Genomic DNA, 19,809 nt, shown 5'->3' with positions numbered 1-19,809 from the left:
CTCATCCGTTATGGCAATATCCTGCTTCTTCCAGCCGATCTTTACAAAAAAACTAAAAAACACCTCCTGCGCAGTTACAGAAGGTGTCGCTCTCTTGTTTATTCAGCTTCCAGCGCCTTTTTCATAGCGCGGTAGCTCGCTTCAATCGTCCGTTCAATGTCCTCTTCCGTATGTGCCAAGGAAACGAACATCCCTTCAAACTGGGACGGCGGGATCATGACGCCTTCTTCCAGCAAATAGCTGAAGTAAGCCGAGAAGCGGTCCAAATCAGCTGTTTTCGCCGTCTCGTAGTTGATGACTGGCGTATCGGTAAAGAACAGGCATACCATGGAGCCAACCCGGTTGAGCGTGTGCGGGATACCCAGCTTGCGAGCATTTTCTGCCAGTCCCTCACCCAGTCGCACAGACAGCTTTTCCAAATACTCGTAAGCACCTGGCTTGCTCAGCTCTTGCAAGGTAGTCAAGCCTGCCGCCATCGCCAGCGGGTTGCCGGACAGCGTTCCCGCCTGATAGATCGGTCCTGCCGGGGCAATCTGCTGCATGATTTCCCGTTTGCCGCCGTACGCTCCCACCGGAAGACCGCCGCCGATGACTTTGCCCATCGTGGTCAGGTCAGGCGTGATGCCGTACAGTTGTTGAGCGCCGCCAAGCGCTACACGGAAGCCTGTCATGACTTCATCGAAAATGAGCAACGCGCCGTATTGCTTGGTGATTTCACGCAGCCCCTCCAAAAAACCGGGCTGTGGCGGCACTACGCCCATGTTGCCTCCGATTGGCTCGACAATGACCGCAGCCAGATCGTCGCCAAAATGCTCGAAAGCGAGCTTGACGCTGTCCAAATCGTTGTATGGCACTGTGATTGTATTCACAGCGGTTCCTTCTGGCACGCCCGGACTATCCGGCAAACCGAGCGTCGCTACGCCAGAACCGGCTTTGATCAGCAGACTGTCGGCATGGCCGTGGTAACAGCCTTCGAACTTCATGATTTTGTTGCGCTTCGTGTAGCCGCGGGCGAGACGCAGAGCGCTCATCGTCGCTTCTGTGCCCGAGTTGACCATGCGCACAACTTCCACGGATGGAACCAGCTCACATACGAGCTTCGCCATCTCGGTTTCGCGCTCTGTCGGAGCACCGAAGCTGGTTCCGAGCGCAGCGACTTCCGTAATCGCCGCCAGCACGCGCGGATGCGCATGACCGAGAATCAGCGGTCCCCACGAGCCGATATAGTCGATGTAGCTGTTGCCGTCCACATCAAAAATGCGGGAGCCTTCCCCTTTTTCAATGTAGACAGGATTGCCGCCCACACTCTTGAACGCCCGCACCGGGCTGTTCACTCCACCAGGTATGTAATGCTGTGCTTCTGCAAACAACTGAGTCGATTTTTCTCTCATCATCTTTTGCTCACCTCGCCAGCCATTTTGCTACATCTTTGGCATGATACGTAATAATCAAGTCTGCGCCAGCCCGTTTGAAGCCAAGCAGCGCCTCCATTACGATGCGCTCTTCATCAATCCAGCCGTTGAGGGCTGCCGCTTTGACCATGGAGTATTCGGCACTCACGTTGTAGGCGACGATCGGCAGGTTGAAGTTCTCGCGCAGGCGCAGCACCATGTCCATGAAAGCCAGACCTGGCTTCACGATCAAAAAGTCTGCCCCTTCTTTTACATCAGAAGCCGCTTCTCGCAGTCCTTCCCGTGCGTTTGCCGCGTCCATCTGGTAGCTTTTGCGATCGCCGAATTGCGGTGTCGAACCAGCGGCATCGCGGAATGGGCCGTAGAAGGCGGAAGCGTATTTCACTGCGTAGGACATGATCGGAATATGGGAAAAGCCTGCTTCATCCAAAGCTTCGCGGATCGCAACGACAAATCCGTCCATCATGTTGGACGGAGCGATGATGTCAGCGCCCGCTTTTGCCTGGGAGACCGCTGTTTTTGCCAAAAGTTCAAGCGTCTCGTCGTTGACGACTTCGCCATTGTGAATGACGCCGCAATGACCGTGGTCCGTGTACTCACACAGGCACGTATCGGCAATCACGATCATTTCCGGGTGGGCTTCCTTGATCTGACGGATGGCTTGCTGCGTAACCGCATCGTCGTTGTACGCCTCTGTCCCGCAAGCGTCTTTGTGCTCCGGCACCCCGAACATCAGCACGGACTGGATTCCCAGCGCCACAATCTCTTTCATTTCTTCCGCCAAAACATCCAGAGAGAACTGGTACACGCCTGGCATCGAAGCAATTTCATTTTTGATGCCGGTTCCTTCCACGACAAACAGAGGATAAATCAGATCTTCCAGGTGAATGTGATTTTCTCGTACCAGATTGCGCATAGCCGCGCTTTGGCGCAGACGGCGATGACGGTCAAATGTAAGTGCCATGTCAATTCCCTCCCAGATTCTCTAGTAAAGCTTCTAACAGTCCATCCACCGTGTACTCGCTCGCGACCACGTCGACAACAAGCCCGTTCTGTCTGGCTGTATCAGCTGTGATCGGACCGATGCAGGCGATCCGCACCTGATCGAGCCAGCCTGGGGTCGCATAAGGCGACATCGCCTGGATGAAGTGAGTCACGGTAGACGAGCTGGTAAACAAGATGACATCAATGCGGCCTTGCTGCAACTCTTTTGCCGCTTCCGGCGCAAGCGATGCGTCGATGACCGTATGATAAACGTCCACCTCTGTCACCGCAAGCCCTCGTTCTTGCAATTCGGCTGGCAGCGCTTTGCGGGCAATGTCCGCTCGCGGCAGCAAAACACGCTGGCCAGGACGCAGCTGTTCGTGCAAACTGGCGAGCAATCCCTCGGCTACGTAGTCGGAAGGAATCACGGCAACCTCAAGACCGTGGCTGGTCAGAGCCTGAGCCGTCTTGGGACCGACTGCGGCAATCCTCCCTGCGAATGCTTGAAGACCGACTTCCAGCTGCTGCATCCGATCCAGAAAAAAACGCACGCCATTGACACTCGTAAAAATGACCCACTCATAGCTGGACAACTCGGCGATGGCTTCATCCAGCCTCGCATTGTCCGCAGGCGGGATCATTTTCAGAAGCGGAAAGGCATAAGCCTCTCCGCCCAAATGTTCGATTTTGTCCACCAGTTCCTGAACCTGGCTTTTGGCGCGCGTCACCATGATCTGCTTGCCTGTCAGCGGCCCGCGCGATCCGACGGCTGTCATTCCTGGTTCTCCCGCAAAACTTGTGCGAGCACCTCGCCCGCTCCTTGCGCGAGCAGCGCTTCCGCCACCTGAACGCCGAGCGCCAGCGCATCCGTGCCTGTCGCCGTGTTTTTGAACAGCTGTTTTCCATCCGGCGAGCCAACCATGCCTGTCAAAGTGATCTGCTTCGCCTCATCCACGGTCGCATACGCCCCGATCGGAACTTGACAGCCGCCTTGCAGCTTGTGCAGGAAGCTGCGCTCGGCTGTAACAGCCAGACGCGTAGGCTCATCATCAAGCTGTTTCAACAGGGCCAGCGTCTCTTCATCATCTGCGCGGCATTCGATGGCAAGCGCACCCTGTCCGACAGCGGGCAGGCTGATTTCCACGGGCAAATATTGCGAAATGTTTCCCGCATACTGGACGCGCTCCAGACCCGCTGCCGCCAAAATGATCGCATCAAAGTTGCCTTCTTCCAGCTTGCGGATGCGCGTATCAATGTTTCCACGCAGCGACTCGATCTGAATGTCCGGGCGATGCGCGAGAATTTGCGCACTGCGGCGCAGACTGCTGGTTCCGACCAGCGCCCCCTCCCGCAGCTCATCAAGCGTTTTTCCATCCAGGGAAAGCAGGACGTCCCGCGGGTCAACGCGCTTCGGAATCGCCCCGATCACGAGTCCTTCCGGCAATTCGGCTGGCATGTCCTTCAAGCTGTGCACCGCCAAATCCGTTTCCTTGTCGTACAAAGACTGTTCGATTTCTTTGACGAACAAGCCTTTTCCGCCCACCTTGGACAGAGTAACATCGAGAATCCGGTCGCCTTTTGTCACAATCTCATGCAGTTCAAAATCAGCTTCCGGCGCAATTTCCTGCAGTTTCGCTACAACCCACTTCGTCTGGGTGAGCGCCAGCTTGCTGCGCCGCGTACCCACTTTCCATTTTCCCATGACAGCCTCCTTGATGAACAGCCGCTACCACCAGCTGTGAAATGTAGATGTCGTGATTCCTAAGAAATTGATGAGCAAAAGCAAAAACGCCAAGACGTTCCATTGCGCCATCCTGCGCATTTGCATCGTATCGCGAAATCGCTTGTACAGCCAGAACGAATAGCTGGCCAAGACGAGCAAAGAGAGAACGACTTTGGAATCCAGCAAAAATTTCTCCGGCAGTACCATTTTTCCCCAAATGATCCCCAGCACAATCGAGAGCAGCAGCATCGGCACACCGAGCATATTCATCCGGTAAGCGTAGCCCTCCAATTGATCGAGACTGGGCAATCTGCGCAAAAGCGGAGTCCAGCGGCGCTCCTTGAGCATCTTATGCTGCAACAGGTACATCGCTGAAAAGATCATCGACAGAGAGAAAGCTCCGTAGCTGAACATCGCCAGCGTCACATGTGTCAACAGAAGCTCAGAGGTCAGCACACTGGATACAGCGACGATGGGCGTCTCTGGCAAAAACATCGACATGACCAGGACGACAAATCCGATGATATTTGTAAAAAAAACCAGTAAATCAATGCGAAAAAAATAGTGAATGGCAAGCGACAGACTTACCAGCACCCATGAGTAAAAAAACAGCGTCTCAAACAGTGTAATGACAGGAAAATAAGCTTTCATCACCGTTTGCGACACAAAAAAAGCGGTTTGCAAGGCCCAAACGACAATAAGCAACCCGAAAGCCAAACGATTGACTTTCCGGTTGCTTTGCAAGAAGTCGTTAAAATAGAAGAGAACACTTGCAGCGTAGAGAAAGATCGTCAGGTCGTAGATCCATCTCACCTCGGCCATGCACTCTCTCCCCTCTTTCCCTATCGGTTTCTATCGATGGCAGTATCGTTTTTGCAAAGAAGGTTGTTAGTCCGGCAGGCGGGAAGCCAATACCTTTTCACGAGCTGCTGGTTGTTTTGTTTTATCGTCTGCCCAGATCGCCTCCTGCTCTTTGCGTTCCAGGATTTCTTCCAGAGCAAACATCTTGGTGAAAATGTCCAGCACTTCTTCTCCGGATTTGGTAGCTGCCATCTCCTTCAGACGGACAACCGGATCATGCATTAGCTGATTGACGATCCCTTTTGTCGTCTTGCGGATGATGTGCATCTCGCGCTCCGTCAAGTTTGGCAGCTTGTTTTCAATCTTGCGCATCGCTTCGCCTTGAATGGTGAGCGTTTTTTCACGCAGGGCAGCGATCAGCGGCGCTACTCCGAGCGTCTGGTACCAGGCGGTAAACGCCATGATTTCCTCTTCGATCATAGCCTCCAGTCGCTCCGCTTCCCGCGAGCGCTCTGCGACGTTGCTTGCGACGATGCCTTCCAGATCGTCGATATCGTACAAAAAGACGTTATCCAGATCGTGCAGATCAGGGTTCAGGTCACGGGGAACCGCAATATCCACCATGAACAGCGGGCGGTGCTTCCGCTGCTTCATGATCGGCGCCAAATCTTGCTTGCCGAGGACGTACCCGGTCGCTCCCGTCGAGCTGATGACGATGTCTGCGGTGAGCAGCGCCTCAGGCAACTGCTCCATCGTACAGGAATCCCCTTTGAATTTTTCCGCCAAAAGCTGCGCTCTCTCCAGGGTGCGGTTTGCTACCGTGACGCGTTCGGAACCGTTGGCGTGCAAATGTTTGGCAGTCAGCTCGCTCATTTTGCCCGCTCCGACAATCAGGACGGACTTCCCGGCGAAAGAGCCGAATATTTTTTTGCCCAGTTCAACCGCCGCATAGCTGACCGAAACGGCGTTTTGTCCGATAGCCGTCTCCGTATGGGCACGCTTCGCGAACGTAATCGCTTGCTTGAACAGCGTGTTGAACACGGTTCCCGTCGTTTTCTGCTCTTGCGCCATCAAAAAGGCATCGCGCACCTGACCGAGAATTTGCGTCTCTCCCATCACCATCGAATCAAGACCAGCAGACACTCTAAACAGATGGTCGATTGCCTGTTCGTTCTCTTTTATATAGAGGTGATCCTTGAATCGTTCTTTTTCCACACCGAACCATTCCGCCAAAAAACGACGCGAATAGTCCCGGCCGATATTCGCCTGATCGCAAACGACGTAAATTTCCGTACGGTTGCATGTCCCCAAGATGACACATTCTGCAATACTCTTCGTCTGGGAGAGAAGATGAAGAGCGCGCACAGTCCCATCATCGCTGAATGTAAACTTTTCGCGAACTTCGACAGGTGCCGTTTTATAATTTAAGCCCAGCAAAAGAATATCCATAATGTCCTCCCAGAATGACATACTTGCATACGCCATATGTAAAATGCACTATTATTATAACATTATGCCCGTAAACGGACATGAGTAATTGTGAAAAGTTTATTAACTGAACGCACTTTTGGGCGCTCATAGAGTCGAATCGCTAGGGTGCAAACCGCGGCAAAAAGCGACAAATGGCGCATAAATCCGCTTGAAATCCCATTGCCGATACCGTATGATGCTGGCTATACGTCTATAAATATAAAATTTCGTAAACAAGCCGGGAGGAGAGAAAAGAAGCATTGAGAAAACCATGGATGGCAGACATAACGCTGCTTCTTATCGCTTTGGTCTGGGGAACCACATTTTTAATCGTACAGCAGGCGATCGCCTCACTGCCCCCCAACACGTTCAATGCTGTGCGCTTCACAGTAGCCGCTCTGTTTTTGCTCGTCATTCTATTGATTCGCAATCGTCGCCAGCTTACCGAGTTCCGCGGTCCGATCATTCGCGCTGGCATCATTCTCGGCTTCTGGCTCTGTCTTGGCTACGCTCTGCAAACAGTCGGCCTGCTTTACACGACGCCTTCCAAAGCCGGATTTATTACAGGCTTGTCTGTCGTGCTCGTGCCGCTGTTCTCTTTTTTGCTTTTGCGCGACAGAATCAAGGTTGTCGCCGTCATTGGCGTGATTCTCGCAGCAGCAGGCTTGTATTTGCTGACCCAAAATCAGGAGTTTTCGTTCAACCTGGGTGATGCGCTCGTGTTCGGCTGTGCGATTTGCTTCGCCATGCAGATCGTTTTTACCGGAAAGTACGCGCCCCGCTTCTCGGCCTTGCCGCTCGCCATCGTTCAGTTGGGCACCGTCGCGGTCATGAGTTGGCTCTACGCTTTTTTCTTCGAAGACTGGAGCCGTGCGTTTGATCCGGCGATCTTGTTCATCCCCGAAGTGGCAATGGGCCTGATCGTCACGTCGATCTTTGCGACCGCGCTTGCCTTTTTGGCCCAGACGGCTTTGCAAAAGCAAACCAGCTCGACGCGAGTGGCACTCATTTTCGCCCTTGAGCCTGTGTTTGCCGCCCTTACTTCGTACATCTTCATTCATGAAGTATTGAACGGACGCCAGCTGACTGGCTGCTTGATGATTTTTACCGGAATGATCCTGGCAGAGCTGCCGATCGCCCAATGGCTCCAGCAAGCTCGCGAGCGAAAAGACAAAACAAAAGCAGGCCGCGAATCGGCCTGACTGAGTGGCAAAAATGACAGAAAAAAGGTTCCTTCTCCCCGCTGGAAAAGGAACCTTTTTCCATGAAATTGGCTCTGACCGCTTGCGGCCAACAAGCTCCGACACGCCTGGATCGCGCGTCAGGAGCTTTTTTTCACTTCCTGCAAAATGGCATCGACAAACAGCTGCATGACTTGCCCGCACACTTTTTGCGGCAATCGCTCCGTCCGCTTGAGCCACTGCCGCAGCCGCATCAGGTGGAAAGCCGCATGCGGCACTCGACCGCTCGTTCCGTGGTCGATCAAGGCGACAGCCGATTGCCCCACTTTTGCCCAATGGCGGTATTTTTCAATCCACGGCCGCGCTTCCTTCGCGAGCTTGTAGTTGCTCATTCCTCCCAGCAGCTGGTGGGCGGTCTGCTCCATCTCGCGGAAAAGCAAGTTCAGCTCAGAGACTGCTTTGTTCCGATCCCCCTGCAAAAACTGAAAGCGAAAGGACAGAAACGCTTCGAGCAGACGCGGCGACTCGACTTCACACAAAAACGAGCTTTGCACATTATCGGCAAACGCGAAAAAAGCATCGGCATCGGCATCACCCGCTACTTCTGCCACCGCCTGTTTCCAGGCGATGTGCGGATCGTAGCCGTACGGATCGCGCAAATACGCAGCCGTCGTCATCAACGGAATCTTGGAACACTCCGGCAGCGACATCGCATTCGCCACATAACCCGAGGCGTGTTGCCACAAGTCGGGGTCGCGATGGCGCAAAGGGCCAATGTGCAGCTCGTTTGCCATAGCCAGATCGTTCACCGGGTAGTTGTCCCAGTAAAACGGCTTGTGGCGCGTGTACTCGGCAAAGCGTACAGCATCCCCATCTGTCAAGTACGGAGAACAAACGAAGCGTCCCGTCCAGAACAAATCCATCTCTTCGGACAAATGCTGGCCGAGATGCTGGATATACGGCTCTTTGCCAATCCCGTTGTACTGGGTTGGACACACAAACAGCCTGACCGGCTCGCCCCATCCTTGCATCATCTCCCATACCCGGCTGGCCGTTTGCACGTGAGCGTCTGCCAGGTGAGCGAACTGCGCAATGTCTTGCTCATGCAGCAAGTGCATGGGAATGTCGTCAAACAACAAGGAAAAATACCGGACGCCTCTGTCGTACATCGTCCGATATTTTTGAACAAGCTGCTTGATATGGGCCGGATTCGCATATTCCATGCTAAGGCCGGGGCTTAAACAGTAGACGAACTGCATCTGGCGCTGCCTTGTGCTGTCAATCAGTTCGTCCAGCTGACGCATCGCTTCTGTCGGGTGCGACTCCATCCAGCGCTCCCGCAAAAACAGATCGTCTTTTGGCGAGTAGAAATAGGCATTGTAATCGTGCCGATGCAAAAAATCAATCATGTCCAGCCGCTCTGCATGCGTCCAGGGCGTTCCGTAGAAGCCTTCGATCACACCGCGTACGGCAAAGCAAGCCAGTTTGCTCACAAGAATGCCTCCCCTTCCCAGTTGCGGATTGGGTCTTGGACTTTTTCTCTTCCCTTACTCTGACTCGCTTGAGGTCGCTGCCGGAACCGAAGCTGCTGCTCCCGCTTCCTGTGCAGACTCGTTGCTTTCGCGCAGACGGCGCATGATTTCTCCCCACAGCTCATCTTTGCCTTGTCCTGTTTCCGAAGAAAACACGATGATCGTATCGCCGCCACGCATGTTCAAAGTCTGACGAATGATTTTTGTATGTTGCAGCCAGCGTCCACGGGCAATTTTGTCGCCCTTGGTCGCCACGATCACTGTAGGAATGCCGATCTGTTTGCACCAGTCGTACATCGCCACGTCGTCCTTGGACGGTGCGTGGCGAATGTCAACCAGCTGGATGACAAACCGCAGCTGCTCGCGGTTTTTCAGGTAGCCTTCGATCATTTTTCCCCATTGTTCCTTGATCGTCTTCGCGACCTTGGCGTAGCCGTAGCCGGGGAAATCGACGAAATAGAGCATCTGATTGACGCGGAAGTAGTTCAGCGTCTGGGTCTTGCCGGGCCGCGAGCTGATGCGGGCAAGCCCTTTGCGGTTCATCATTTTGTTGAGCAAGGAAGACTTGCCCACGTTGGAGCGGCCTACCAGCGCAATCTCGTGCAGGCCGTCCTCCGGGTATTGTTTCGGTCCGACAGCGCTGATGACGAACTCGGATGATGTTACTTTCATGCTTTGTCACCTGCTGTCGGCTGTTTGGTCAGAGCGTGGCGCAATACTTCATCCAGGTGCTCGACCGGATAAAAAGTCAGTTCTTTTCGCACGCTCTCCGGAATATCTTCAATGTCTTTCTCGTTGTCTTTTGGCAAAATAATCGTCGTCAAGCCAGCGCGATGGGCTGACATGCACTTTTCTTTCAGGCCGCCAATCGGCAGCACTTTGCCGCGGAGCGTGATTTCCCCGGTCATGCCCACTTCTTTTTTCACAGGAACCTGGGTCAGAGCCGAGACAAGCGCGGTCGCCATCGTAATCCCTGCGGATGGACCGTCTTTCGGAATCGCGCCTTCTGGAACGTGAATGTGAATGTCGTTCTTCTCATGGAAGGCCGGATCAATTCCCCACTGGTCCGCGCGCGAGCGAATGTAGCTAAACGCAGCCTGCGCCGATTCCTTCATCACATCGCCGAGTTTTCCGGTCAGGGTGAGCTTGCCTTTTCCAGGCAAAATGCTGACCTCTACGTTCAACGTATCCCCGCCTGCCTGTGTCCAGGCAAGACCTGTTACGGAGCCGATCTGGTCTTTTTGCTCTGCCAATCCGTAGCGGAAGCGCGGTTTTCCGAGCAGCGTCTCCAATGTTTTGGCCGTGACCACGACACGCTTCTTTTCTCCGCTGACGATCAGCTTCGCTGCTTTGCGGCATACATTGGCGGATTCCCGGTTCAAGTTGCGCACGCCTGCTTCACGCGTATACAGGCGGATGAGCTTCAGCATGGCATCTTCGTGCACTTGCAGCTTATCCTTGCCAAGGCCGTGCTCCTCCATCTGTTTGGGCAGCAAGTACCCGCGCATGATGTTGAGCTTTTCCAGCTCGGTGTAGCCGGAGATCGAGATGACTTCCATCCGGTCGAGAAGCGGACGCGGAATCGTATCGAGACTGTTCGCCGTCGTGATGAACATGACATTCGTCAGATCGTACGTCTCTTCAATATAGTGGTCGCTGAACTTGTCGTTCTGGTTCGGGTCCAGCACTTCGAGAAGCGCGGAAGCAGGATCTCCGCGGAAATCGGATGCCAGCTTGTCGATCTCATCGAGCAAAAAGACCGGATTGATCGTGCCAGCCTGCTTCATTCCCTGGATGATCCGCCCTGGCAGAGCACCTACATACGTGCGGCGATGACCGCGAATTTCCGCTTCATCGCGCACGCCTCCGAGCGAAATCCGCACGAAGTTGCGCTCCAGTGCGCGTGCGATCGAACGGGCGAGGGAAGTTTTCCCTACCCCCGGAGGTCCAACCAGACAGAGAATCGGCCCGCGCATGGAATTGACCAGCTTTTGCACAGCCAAATACTCCAGCACGCGTTCTTTCGGCTTTTCCAGTCCGTAGTGATCCTCGTCCAGAACTTCCTGCGCGTGATGGATATCCAGATTGTCCTCGGTCGTTTTCGTCCATGGCAGCGCCAAAAGGGTGTCGATATACGTGCGAATGACAGAGCCTTCTGCGGAAGTCGCCGGCATTTTTTCCAAGCGCTCCAGCTCTTTTTCGATTTTCGTCTTGATTCGCTCGGGAGCGTCGGACTTCTCCAACTGCGAGCGCAGCTCATCCACTTCTCCCTGACGGCCGTCCTTGTCGCCCAGTTCTTTCTGGATCGCTTTCATTTGCTCACGCAAGTAGTATTCCTTTTGCGTGCGCTCCATCTGCTTTTTCACCCGGTTGCCGATCTTGCGCTCCAGCTCCAGAACCTCGCGCTCGTTGTTCAGGATATCCAGCAAAATTTCGAGCCGCTCCTTGATGTTGACCGTCTCCAAAATTTCCTGTTTGTCCTTCATTTTCAGCGGCAAATGGGAAGCAATCACGTCAGCCAGTCGGCCTGGCTCTTCAATGTCTGTCACGGATGTCAGCGTCTCGGGAGAAACCTTTTTGGAAAGCTTGATGTATTGCTCGAAATGGTTTAACAGCGAGCGCATCAAGGCTTCTACTTCGTTTTCCTCCGTTTTTTCTTCTTGCAAGTATGTAATAGACACGACGAAATAATCTTCCTGTTGAAGATATTCCTCAATCTTCGCGCGTTGCAGCCCTTCCACCAATACACGGATTGTGCCGTTTGGCAGCTTCAGCATTTGTTTGACACGCGCAACGGTACCGATGCTGTAGATTTGCTCTGCATCTGGCTCCTCTATGTGGACTTCTTCCTGTGTTGCAAGCAAAATCTTGTTGTCGTCCACCATGGCTTGCTCCAGCGCGCGGATGGACTTTTCCCGTCCAACGTCCAGGTGGAGTACCATGGTCGGATACACAAGCAATCCTCGCAACGGGAGAAGCGGTAATTCTCGTTTACCGGAACGTTCGCCCAAGCGGATGCACCTCTCCTTGTTGATCTATCCCTCTTACCAAGAGCCTGATAACAGACAAAAACGGCTCCCAAAGCCGTTTTTTGCCCACCCGGCATATCCGAATCACCCCAAAAGCAAGCGCGAGAAAAACTGATCTTCCCGCCATTTGGGGAGCCCGTAACAGGCCGGGTAGGGCCCCGGGCTCTTTGCAAGCAGAAGCTTTTTACCATTGTAGCGCAAACACAATCCGATGTCTAATCTGCGGGCGCACGCGACTGCTACAGGGTCATTGGCGAGGAAGCCAGATCCTCCGCCGGAAGCTGGAGCGTAAAGCCGGGCGCTTCTTCCTCCTGTACAGCGACTTGCGGAACAGCCAGTTCAATGACTTGCGACACCGTTGAGACAGGAATGACCTCAATGCCTTTCATGTCGGCAAAAATGCTCTGCCAATTTTCCTCGGGGATCAACACGCGTGTGGCTCCCGCTTGTTTGGCTGCCTCTACTTTGGCGACGACTCCGCCGACAGGCTTCACTTTGCCGTGAATGCTTACCTCTCCAGTCATGGCGAGCAAATTGTCGACCGGCACTTCCGTGATCGCGGAGTAAATGGCGGTCGCGATGGTAATTCCCGCTGATGGCCCGTCGACCGGGACACCGCCCGGAAAATTGATGTGCAGATCGTAATCGTACGGGCGAACACCCATGCGGCTGAGGACGGTCAGGACGTTTTCAATCGAACCTTTTGCCATCGACTTCCTGCGGATGGTGCGACTGCGGCTGCCCATCTCCTCTTCCTCTGCCATCCCTGTCATGGCCATCCGGCCTTGTCCGGGCACAGCAGCAGGCGTAGCGGTCACTTCCAGCTCCATGACGCTGCCCATGTTCGGCCCGTAAACGGCAAGCCCGTTCACCAGACCGACTTGTGGCGTATCATGCACCTGTTTTTCAGGGCGCGGCGACTTCTGGCTGCTGTGCACGACCCACTCCACATCTTGCGCGATGATGTTTTTGCGTTCCTCTGTCAAGGCAATTCCGGCGGCGATTTGCAATGTATTGATTGCTTCGCGGCCGTTGGTGGCATACCGCTCGATGACGGACACCGCATCCTCATCAATGTTCATATGCATTTTCGGAACGGCTGTGCGCACGATGCTGCCGATTTCCGCCCCTTTCAACGGGCGAAAGAAAATTTCCAGGCAACGGGAGCGCAAAGCCGCTGGCAATTCATCCGGCAGCCGCGTCGTTGCCCCGACCAAGCGGAAATCCGCTGGCAGTCCATACTTGAATACATCATGAATATGCGAAGGAATCTGGTTGTTTTCCTCGCTGTAATAAGCGCTTTCCAGCATGACTTTGCGATCTTCGAGCACTTTCAGCAGTTTGTTCATCTGTACAGGATGCAACTCCCCGATCTCGTCAAGGAACAGCATCCCGCCATGTGCTTTCGTGACAGCACCCGGCTTCGGTTGCGGGATACCCGCCTGCCCGAGCGAACCTGCCCCCTGGTAAATCGGATCGTGAACAGAGCCGATGAGCGGGTCGGCGATGCCGCGCTCGTCAAACCGGGCGATCGTGGCGTCAATCTCGATAAACTTGGCGTCTGCATTAAAAGGCGACAGTTGGTTTTTCTTCGCTTCTTCCAGCACGACCCGGGCAGCAGCCGTTTTGCCCACTCCCGGCGGACCGTAAATGATGACGTGCTGCGGATTCGGCCCGCACAGCGCGGCTCGTAAAGCGCGCAGTCCGTCTTCTTGGCCGACGATTTCTTCCAAAGTAGCCGGACGTGTTTTTTCCGACAAAGGCTCCGTCAATGCAATCATTCTCATTTTGCGAATCGAGTCCAGATCTTTTCGCGATTCTTTTTCCGTGGAAGTTTTCGTGTTTCTCTGCGCTCGCAGCAAATTCCAGAAGTAGGTGCCGATGACAATCCCAACGACCACTTCAATGACAGCAATGACCAGTGTGGTATAGTCCATATGCAGTCCCTCCCATGCGTCCATGCAGCTTATTTACGCATATGTAAAATCTCTTCAGCGATATCAAGTAGTATTGCCCCGCATCCGTATACGTAAACCATAAACCCGCAAAGCGCACAGGATGAATACGGAAAAAACCACCCCGAAAAACGGGATGGTTTTGCTTGAAGCGTCTTTATGCCGTTTCGCCGTGCAGCTCTTGACCTTCTTTGGTCATGAGACGCGGCTTCACTTTATCGCGCACCGTTTCTTCTGTGATGACGCATTTGGTCACGTCTTCACGGGAAGGCAGCTCATACATCATATCGAGCATGATTTGCTCGATGATCGCACGCAGTCCGCGAGCCCCTGTATTGCGCTTGATTGCCTCTTTGGCAATTTGCAAGAGGGCGCCAGCGTCGAACTCCAGTTCAACACCGTCCAGGCTGAGCAGTTTTTGATACTGCTTCACCAGGGAGTTTTTCGGTTCTGTCAGGATGCGCACCAATGTTTCTTCGTCCAATGGCTCCAATGTCGCCAGAACTGGCAAACGGCCGACGAACTCTGGAATCAGACCGAATTTCAGCAAGTCTTCCGGCAGGATGTACTTCAGGTACTCGCCTGCTTTCAGATCGCCTTTGACTCCATCGCCAAAATCAGCGCCGAAGCCAATCACTTTTTTACCCAAACGGCGCTTGATGATTTGCTCTACGCCATCGAAAGCACCGCCACAGATGAACAGGATGTTCGACGTGTCGATCTGGATAAATTCTTGATGAGGATGCTTGCGTCCGCCTTGCGGTGGCACGCTGGCAACAGTTCCCTCCAAAATTTTCAGGAGAGCCTGCTGCACACCTTCACCGGAAACATCGCGTGTGATCGAAGGGTTTTCCGATTTGCGCGCAACTTTATCGATCTCATCGATGTAGATGATGCCTTTTTCGGCTTTTTCCACATCGTAGTCAGCAGCCTGGATCAGTTTGAGCAAAATGTTTTCCACGTCTTCGCCCACATAACCAGCCTCAGTCAGCGAGGTGGCATCTGCGATCGCAAACGGCACGTTCAAGATACGCGCCAGCGTTTGGGCGAGCAACGTTTTCCCGCTACCTGTAGGTCCGATCAGCAAAATGTTGGATTTTTGCAGCTCCACATCTTCGATCTTCGCTCCGGAATTAATCCGCTTGTAGTGGTTGTACACCGCTACCGACAAAGATTTCTTCGCCAGGTCCTGACCGATGACATAGTCGTCCAGGATTTTGCGGATTTCCACAGGCTTTGGAATTTCCTTCATGTCAATTTCTTCTTCCGTGCCCAGCTCTTCCTGCACAATTTCGTTGCACAGTTCGATACACTCGTCACAAATGTAAACGCCAGGACCGGCTACCAGCTTGCGCACCTGTTCCTGGGACTTGCCGCAGAAGGAGCACTTCAGTTGGCCTTTGTCGTCGTTAAACTTAAACATGCGCTTCACCTCACAACGGGTCAGTTTTTGCGTTCGATAATCGTGTCAATCAATCCATAAGCCTTGGCTTCTTCTGCACTCATGAAGTTGTCGCGATCCGTATCAAGCTCAACACGTTCGTACGGCTGGCCTGTACGCTCAGACAAAATCTGGTTCAGCTGGCGCTTCGTTTTCAAAATCCATTCGGCATGAATGCGAATGTCTTCTGCCTGTCCGCGCACGCCGCCGAGCGGCTGATGGATCATCACTTCGCTGTTTGGCAAAGCAAAGCGCTTGCCTTTTGCGCCAGCAGCCAGGAGAAATGCTCCCATGCTGGCAGCCATGCCCACACAAATCGTGGACACATCCGGCTTGATGTACTGCATGGTGTCATAGATAGCCATACCTGCTGTAACAGAACCGCCTGGAGAGTTTATGTATAGCGAAATGTCTTTGTCCGGATCTTCTGCCTGCAAAAAGAGCAGTTGCGCGACCACCAGATTGGCTACCTCGTCGTCAATCTCGGTGCCGAGCAGAATAATCCGGTCTTTCAAGAGGCGCGAGTAAATATCGTAGGAACGCTCGCCTCTGCTGGTTTGCTCGATGACCATAGGGATCAGCATTATGTATCTTTCCTCCTTTGCGGTAAAAGGGATGGCCCTTTAAGTGAGAAGGATTTTACCAAAAAGTCGATGGTGGAAAAACAAGGCACGAGTGCATCGTGCCTTGTGGTTGGTACAGCCAGTGGTCAAGAGAGCCTGACCACTAACCAATCATGCGTCTTCCTAAGCTTATGCGCTTACTTTGCTTTCTGCAACCAGGAAATCAACCGTTTTGCGAATTTGAACGTCGCGGTACAGTGCCAAGAGGTTGTCTTGAGCAGTGAAGATTTTGCGCAGCTCGTCAGCAGGACGGCCGTATACGCCAGCCAGCTTGTTCAGCTCTTCTGTTACATCTTCTTCTGTCACTTCGATTTTTTCCGCTTTGCCGATTGCTTCCAAAGTCAAGGATGTGCGAACGCGGGAAGTAGCGTCTGCACGCAGTTGGTCGCGCAGTTGGCTTTCATCCATACCGGAGAACTGGTAGTACAGCTCCAGAGTCATTCCTTGGTATTGGAGGCGTTGGCCAAACTCGTTCACCATTTGGTCCAGCTCATGCTCAACCATTACTGCTGGCAAATCGATTTCCGCGTTTTCCGCAGCTTTCAGAACCAGTTGTTCACGAACATACTGTTCTTTTTCTTGCGCGGATTTTTCTTCGAGCTTTTTCTTGGTGTCAGCTTTCAGCTCTTCCAGTGTGTCGAACTCGCTCACGTCTTTTGCGAACTCGTCGTCCAGAACTGGCAGGTTTTTGCGCTTCAGGCTGTTCAATTTCACTTGGAATACCGCTTCTTTACCAGCGAGGTTAGGAGAGTGGTACTCTTCTGGGAAGGTAACCTTGATTTCTTTTTCTTCGCCGATTGCAAGACCTACGAGTTGCTCTTCGAAACCAGCGATGAAAGTGCCGGAACCCAGTTCCAGAGAGTAGTCTTCTGCTTTTCCGCCTTCGAATGCAACACCGTCTTGGAAGCCTTCGAAATCGATAACCGCGATGTCGCCTTCTTGTGCAGCGCCTTCTTCTACGGATACCAGCTCAGCGTGACGCTCTTGCATGCGCTTCAGTTCAGCATCCACGCTCTCGTCAGTCACTGCGAAGTCTTTTTCTTCGATAGCCAGACCTTTGTAGTCGCCGAGTTTCACTTCAGGCTTAACAGTTACCGTAGCTTTGAAGATCAGGTTTTTCCCTTTTTCCATTTGCTCAACGTCTACTTCTGGACGATCTACCGGCTCGATGCCAGCTTCACGAACAGCCTGTCCGTAAGCGGTTGGAAGCAGAATATCGAGTGCGTCTTGGTACAGAGATTCTACACCAAAACGGGATTCGAACATTTTGCGAGGTACTTTTCCTTTGCGGAATCCTGGAACTTGAACCTTTTGCACAACTTTTTTAAACGCTTGATCCAATGCTGCGTCTACTTGCGAAGCATCTACTTCAACCGTCAGGACTCCCTGGTTATTCTCTACCTTTTCCCAATTTGCTGCCACGTAAACTTCCCCTCCTAAATCGAATCAACAGAACATCGCCAGCCGCGCCATGGTATCTTCGCAGGCTCGGATGATAATATTCTAGCCATTATAACCATTCTAGTATAGCATAAATCTTTTATTTTACAAGAAGCCACTCGCTTCAGCGCCGAATCGAATAGCTTCCTCCCAGCTCCCTTACCGGATTGCCCTGATAGTCGTAAAACGCAACTGCCACCTGGACCGTTTGCGGGGTGACTCCTGTCTCCTCGATGATCGCATAGGTCGGCACAGCGAAGCCGCGGGGCATCTGAAGGCTGCCAGGATTTACAAACAAAATATCCCGTTCCACGCCACAGGCCGGGACGTGCGAATGACCGAAAACGACTACATTCGCACCGACTTCCTCTGCCCGGTAGTGCAGGCGAAGCAGCGAGCTTTTTACTCCGAACAGGTGTCCGTGGGTTTGCAGGATGTGGAGATCGCGCCATTTGGTCTGTTGCTCGGTCGGAACCTCTGATGTCGCATCGCAGTTTCCTCTCACCAAAGTCATCCCGGCGAACGGCTCACGTTTGTGATCGACACAAAAATCGCCGCAGTGCAAAATTTTGTCGACAGGGTGTCTCTTGACCACTTGAGCGACTTCTCTGACCAAGCCGTGGCTGTCACTTACGACGAGGATTCCCATCGCACTCACTCTCCCGTGTTGTCTTTCTGTCAGGCTGTACGGCCCGTTATTTCAGCAGCTCCAAAAGCTTCTGCATCGCTTTCGCCCGGTGGCTGATCTGATTTTTTTCTTCCGGCAAAAGCTCTGCCATCTGTTTGTTCAGCTCAGGGATGTAGAAGACCGGATCGTAGCCAAAACCGTTTGCGCCTTTTGGCTCGCGCGCGATCATGCCTTCGCAGGCGCCTGTCGCGATGATCGGCTCTTCGCCTGGAATCACCAGCGCCAGCGTGCAGCGAAAACGCGCCGTGCGCTGCTCCATCGGCACACTGTCAAGCTCGGTCAAAAGCTTGCGCCAGTTTTGTTCGTCAGTCGCTTCCTCTCCGGCGTATCTGGCGGAGTAGACGCCTGGACGGCCATCCAGCGCGTCTACTTCCAGTCCGGAATCGTCACCGAGAGCCGGCAGATTCAAGTATGTAGAAATTTCGATTGCCTTTTTCAGGGCATTGGCTTCAAACGTCTCTCCGTCCTCCACCACTTCCGGAACGCCTTCATACTCGGCCAGGCTGATTCCTTCCCAGCCGTACTCGGCAAACAGTCGGTTAAATTCTTTTACTTTCCCTTGGTTGCGCGTCGCAAGCACGACTTTTTTCAGATCAGACATGACTTTCCTCCGCTACCGATTCTGCAAATGTCAGGGGAACATCTGAGAGCGCCTGCTTCTGGTTTTGAATCAGATTGCCGATCCCGATTTTCGCCAAGGCGATCATCTCTTGCAGTTGCTCAGGGGAAAACGGTGCGTCCTCGCCTGTGCCTTGCAGCTCGACGAATTTGCCTTTGCCTGTCATGACAACGTTCATGTCAACCGTTGCAGTCGAGTCTTCCTTGTAGTTCAAATCGAGCACGGTCTCCTCGCCGATCACGCCAACGGATGTCGCCGCCAGAAAATCGTTGAGCGGCAGTTGCTTCCATACGCCGTTCTCCACCAGCTTATGCATGGCATCGACCATCGCCACGTACGCTCCCGTAATGGAAGCTGTGCGCGTCCCTCCGTCCGCCTGAATCACGTCGCAATCCAGCCAGATTGTACGTTCTCCCATCGCTTCGAGATGCACCACCGAACGAAGCGCACGGCCGATCAGCCGCTGGATTTCCATCGTCCGTCCTCCGACTTTTCCTTTGGAAGACTCACGCGCGTTGCGGGTCGCTGTCGCTCGGGGAAGCATGGAATACTCGGCTGTGATCCAGCCCTTCCCGCCGCCACGCATGAAAGGCGGTACCCGATCCTCCAGAGTCGCCGTACAAATCACCTTCGTATCTCCGACTTCGATCAGGCATGATCCTTCTGCGTGTTTAATGTAATTGCGCGTAATCGTTACTGGGCGCAACTGGTCATGGGCACGGCCATCCACTCTCATTCCAAGTTCCTCCTAAATCGCTTTGTTACACTCCGCTCATTATACCAGAGGCACGAAACGATCTGCCACTGCCCAAACCGCTCTGGGCTATTTGCCTCAATTGGCAATTTTCCAATGACTTGCGCGACGGGATGCTTTCTTCCCCCGCGAAGCAAGAAAAAGCGCTTGCGAAAAA

17 protein-coding genes are annotated in these 19,809 nt (G+C 53.4%); 1 reads left to right on the top strand and 16 read right to left on the bottom strand.

The window, feature by feature from the left end:
- Positions 1-98 precede the first annotated feature (98 nt).
- The 6 genes from hemL to hemA all read right to left on the bottom strand — a co-directional run bounded on the left by hemL (position 99) and on the right by hemA (position 6,369).
- A complete protein-coding gene (hemL, locus tag M2298_RS03200; protein WP_280648215.1) occupies positions 99-1,394 on the bottom strand; it encodes a glutamate-1-semialdehyde 2,1-aminomutase in 1,296 nt (431 codons plus the stop codon).
- A gap of 7 nt (positions 1,395-1,401) precedes the next feature.
- Positions 1,402-2,376: a porphobilinogen synthase gene (hemB, locus tag M2298_RS03195; RefSeq protein ID WP_063230142.1), complete on the bottom strand. Its 975-nt coding sequence runs from the start codon at positions 2,374-2,376 to the stop codon at positions 1,402-1,404.
- Position 2,377: 1 nt separating this feature from the next.
- Positions 2,378-3,172, bottom strand: a complete 795-nt coding sequence (locus M2298_RS03190; RefSeq protein WP_122964258.1) for a uroporphyrinogen-III synthase — start codon at positions 3,170-3,172, stop codon at positions 2,378-2,380.
- Complete coding sequence (gene hemC / locus M2298_RS03185) at positions 3,169-4,098, bottom strand: hydroxymethylbilane synthase (RefSeq protein ID WP_122964259.1); 930 nt, start codon at positions 4,096-4,098, stop codon at positions 3,169-3,171. Before hemC ends, M2298_RS03190 begins: the two co-directional genes overlap by 4 nt.
- Before the next feature lie 24 nt (positions 4,099-4,122).
- Positions 4,123-4,941, bottom strand: coding sequence for a cytochrome C assembly family protein (locus tag M2298_RS03180; RefSeq protein WP_063230139.1), 819 nt, complete (start codon positions 4,939-4,941; stop codon positions 4,123-4,125).
- Between the two features lie 66 nt (positions 4,942-5,007).
- Positions 5,008-6,369 carry a glutamyl-tRNA reductase gene (gene hemA / locus M2298_RS03175; RefSeq protein ID WP_122964260.1) on the bottom strand — a complete coding sequence of 454 codons (1,362 nt, stop codon included), beginning with the start codon at positions 6,367-6,369 and terminating at the stop codon, positions 5,008-5,010.
- Positions 6,370-6,650: 281 nt separating this feature from the next.
- On the opposite strand from hemA, the gene M2298_RS03170 reads away from it, so the two are divergent.
- Positions 6,651-7,592: a DMT family transporter gene (locus tag M2298_RS03170; protein ID WP_328139424.1), complete on the top strand. Its 942-nt coding sequence runs from the start codon at positions 6,651-6,653 to the stop codon at positions 7,590-7,592.
- A 119-nt stretch (positions 7,593-7,711) separates the two neighbouring features.
- On the opposite strand, the gene M2298_RS03165 is transcribed toward M2298_RS03170, so the two are convergent.
- From M2298_RS03165 to rph, 10 genes are all read right to left on the bottom strand, one after another.
- Positions 7,712-9,064, bottom strand: a complete 1,353-nt coding sequence (locus M2298_RS03165) for a protein O-GlcNAcase (RefSeq protein WP_173597486.1) — start codon at positions 9,062-9,064, stop codon at positions 7,712-7,714.
- A 54-nt stretch (positions 9,065-9,118) separates the two neighbouring features.
- Positions 9,119-9,775: a ribosome biogenesis GTP-binding protein YihA/YsxC gene (gene yihA, locus M2298_RS03160; protein WP_122964263.1), complete on the bottom strand. Its 657-nt coding sequence runs from the start codon at positions 9,773-9,775 to the stop codon at positions 9,119-9,121.
- The gene (gene lon, locus M2298_RS03155; RefSeq protein ID WP_122964264.1) at positions 9,772-12,114 is read right to left on the bottom strand and encodes an endopeptidase La; all 2,343 of its coding nucleotides are present in this window, start codon (positions 12,112-12,114) and stop codon (positions 9,772-9,774) included. The genes yihA and lon overlap by 4 nt, the downstream gene beginning before the upstream one ends.
- 257 nt (positions 12,115-12,371) lie before the next feature.
- On the bottom strand, positions 12,372-14,069 hold the full coding sequence (gene lonB, locus M2298_RS03150) for an ATP-dependent protease LonB (RefSeq protein WP_122964265.1): 1,698 nt from the start codon (positions 14,067-14,069) through the stop codon (positions 12,372-12,374).
- Between the two features lie 175 nt (positions 14,070-14,244).
- Positions 14,245-15,510: an ATP-dependent protease ATP-binding subunit ClpX gene (gene clpX, locus M2298_RS03145; RefSeq protein ID WP_063231186.1), complete on the bottom strand. Its 1,266-nt coding sequence runs from the start codon at positions 15,508-15,510 to the stop codon at positions 14,245-14,247.
- A gap of 20 nt (positions 15,511-15,530) precedes the next feature.
- Positions 15,531-16,112 carry an ATP-dependent Clp endopeptidase proteolytic subunit ClpP gene (gene clpP, locus M2298_RS03140; RefSeq protein WP_122964266.1) on the bottom strand — a complete coding sequence of 194 codons (582 nt, stop codon included), beginning with the start codon at positions 16,110-16,112 and terminating at the stop codon, positions 15,531-15,533.
- A 168-nt stretch (positions 16,113-16,280) separates the two neighbouring features.
- On the bottom strand, positions 16,281-17,573 hold the full coding sequence (tig, locus tag M2298_RS03135) for a trigger factor (RefSeq protein WP_063231184.1): 1,293 nt from the start codon (positions 17,571-17,573) through the stop codon (positions 16,281-16,283).
- A 142-nt stretch (positions 17,574-17,715) separates the two neighbouring features.
- A complete protein-coding gene (locus M2298_RS03130) occupies positions 17,716-18,240 on the bottom strand; it encodes a metallophosphoesterase family protein (RefSeq protein WP_122964267.1) in 525 nt (174 codons plus the stop codon).
- Between the two features lie 46 nt (positions 18,241-18,286).
- Positions 18,287-18,871, bottom strand: coding sequence for an XTP/dITP diphosphatase (locus M2298_RS03125; protein ID WP_173597505.1), 585 nt, complete (start codon positions 18,869-18,871; stop codon positions 18,287-18,289).
- Position 18,872: 1 nt separating this feature from the next.
- Positions 18,873-19,634 carry a ribonuclease PH gene (gene rph, locus M2298_RS03120; protein ID WP_063231181.1) on the bottom strand — a complete coding sequence of 254 codons (762 nt, stop codon included), beginning with the start codon at positions 19,632-19,634 and terminating at the stop codon, positions 18,873-18,875.
- Positions 19,635-19,809: the final 175 nt, after the last annotated feature.

The organism is Brevibacillus sp. 1238, from assembly GCF_029892995.1.
Lineage (GTDB): Bacteria > Bacillota > Bacilli > Brevibacillales > Brevibacillaceae > Brevibacillus > Brevibacillus parabrevis.
The sequence above is the reverse complement of the archived record's forward strand: the minus strand, read 5'-3'. Positions and strand labels throughout refer to the sequence as shown.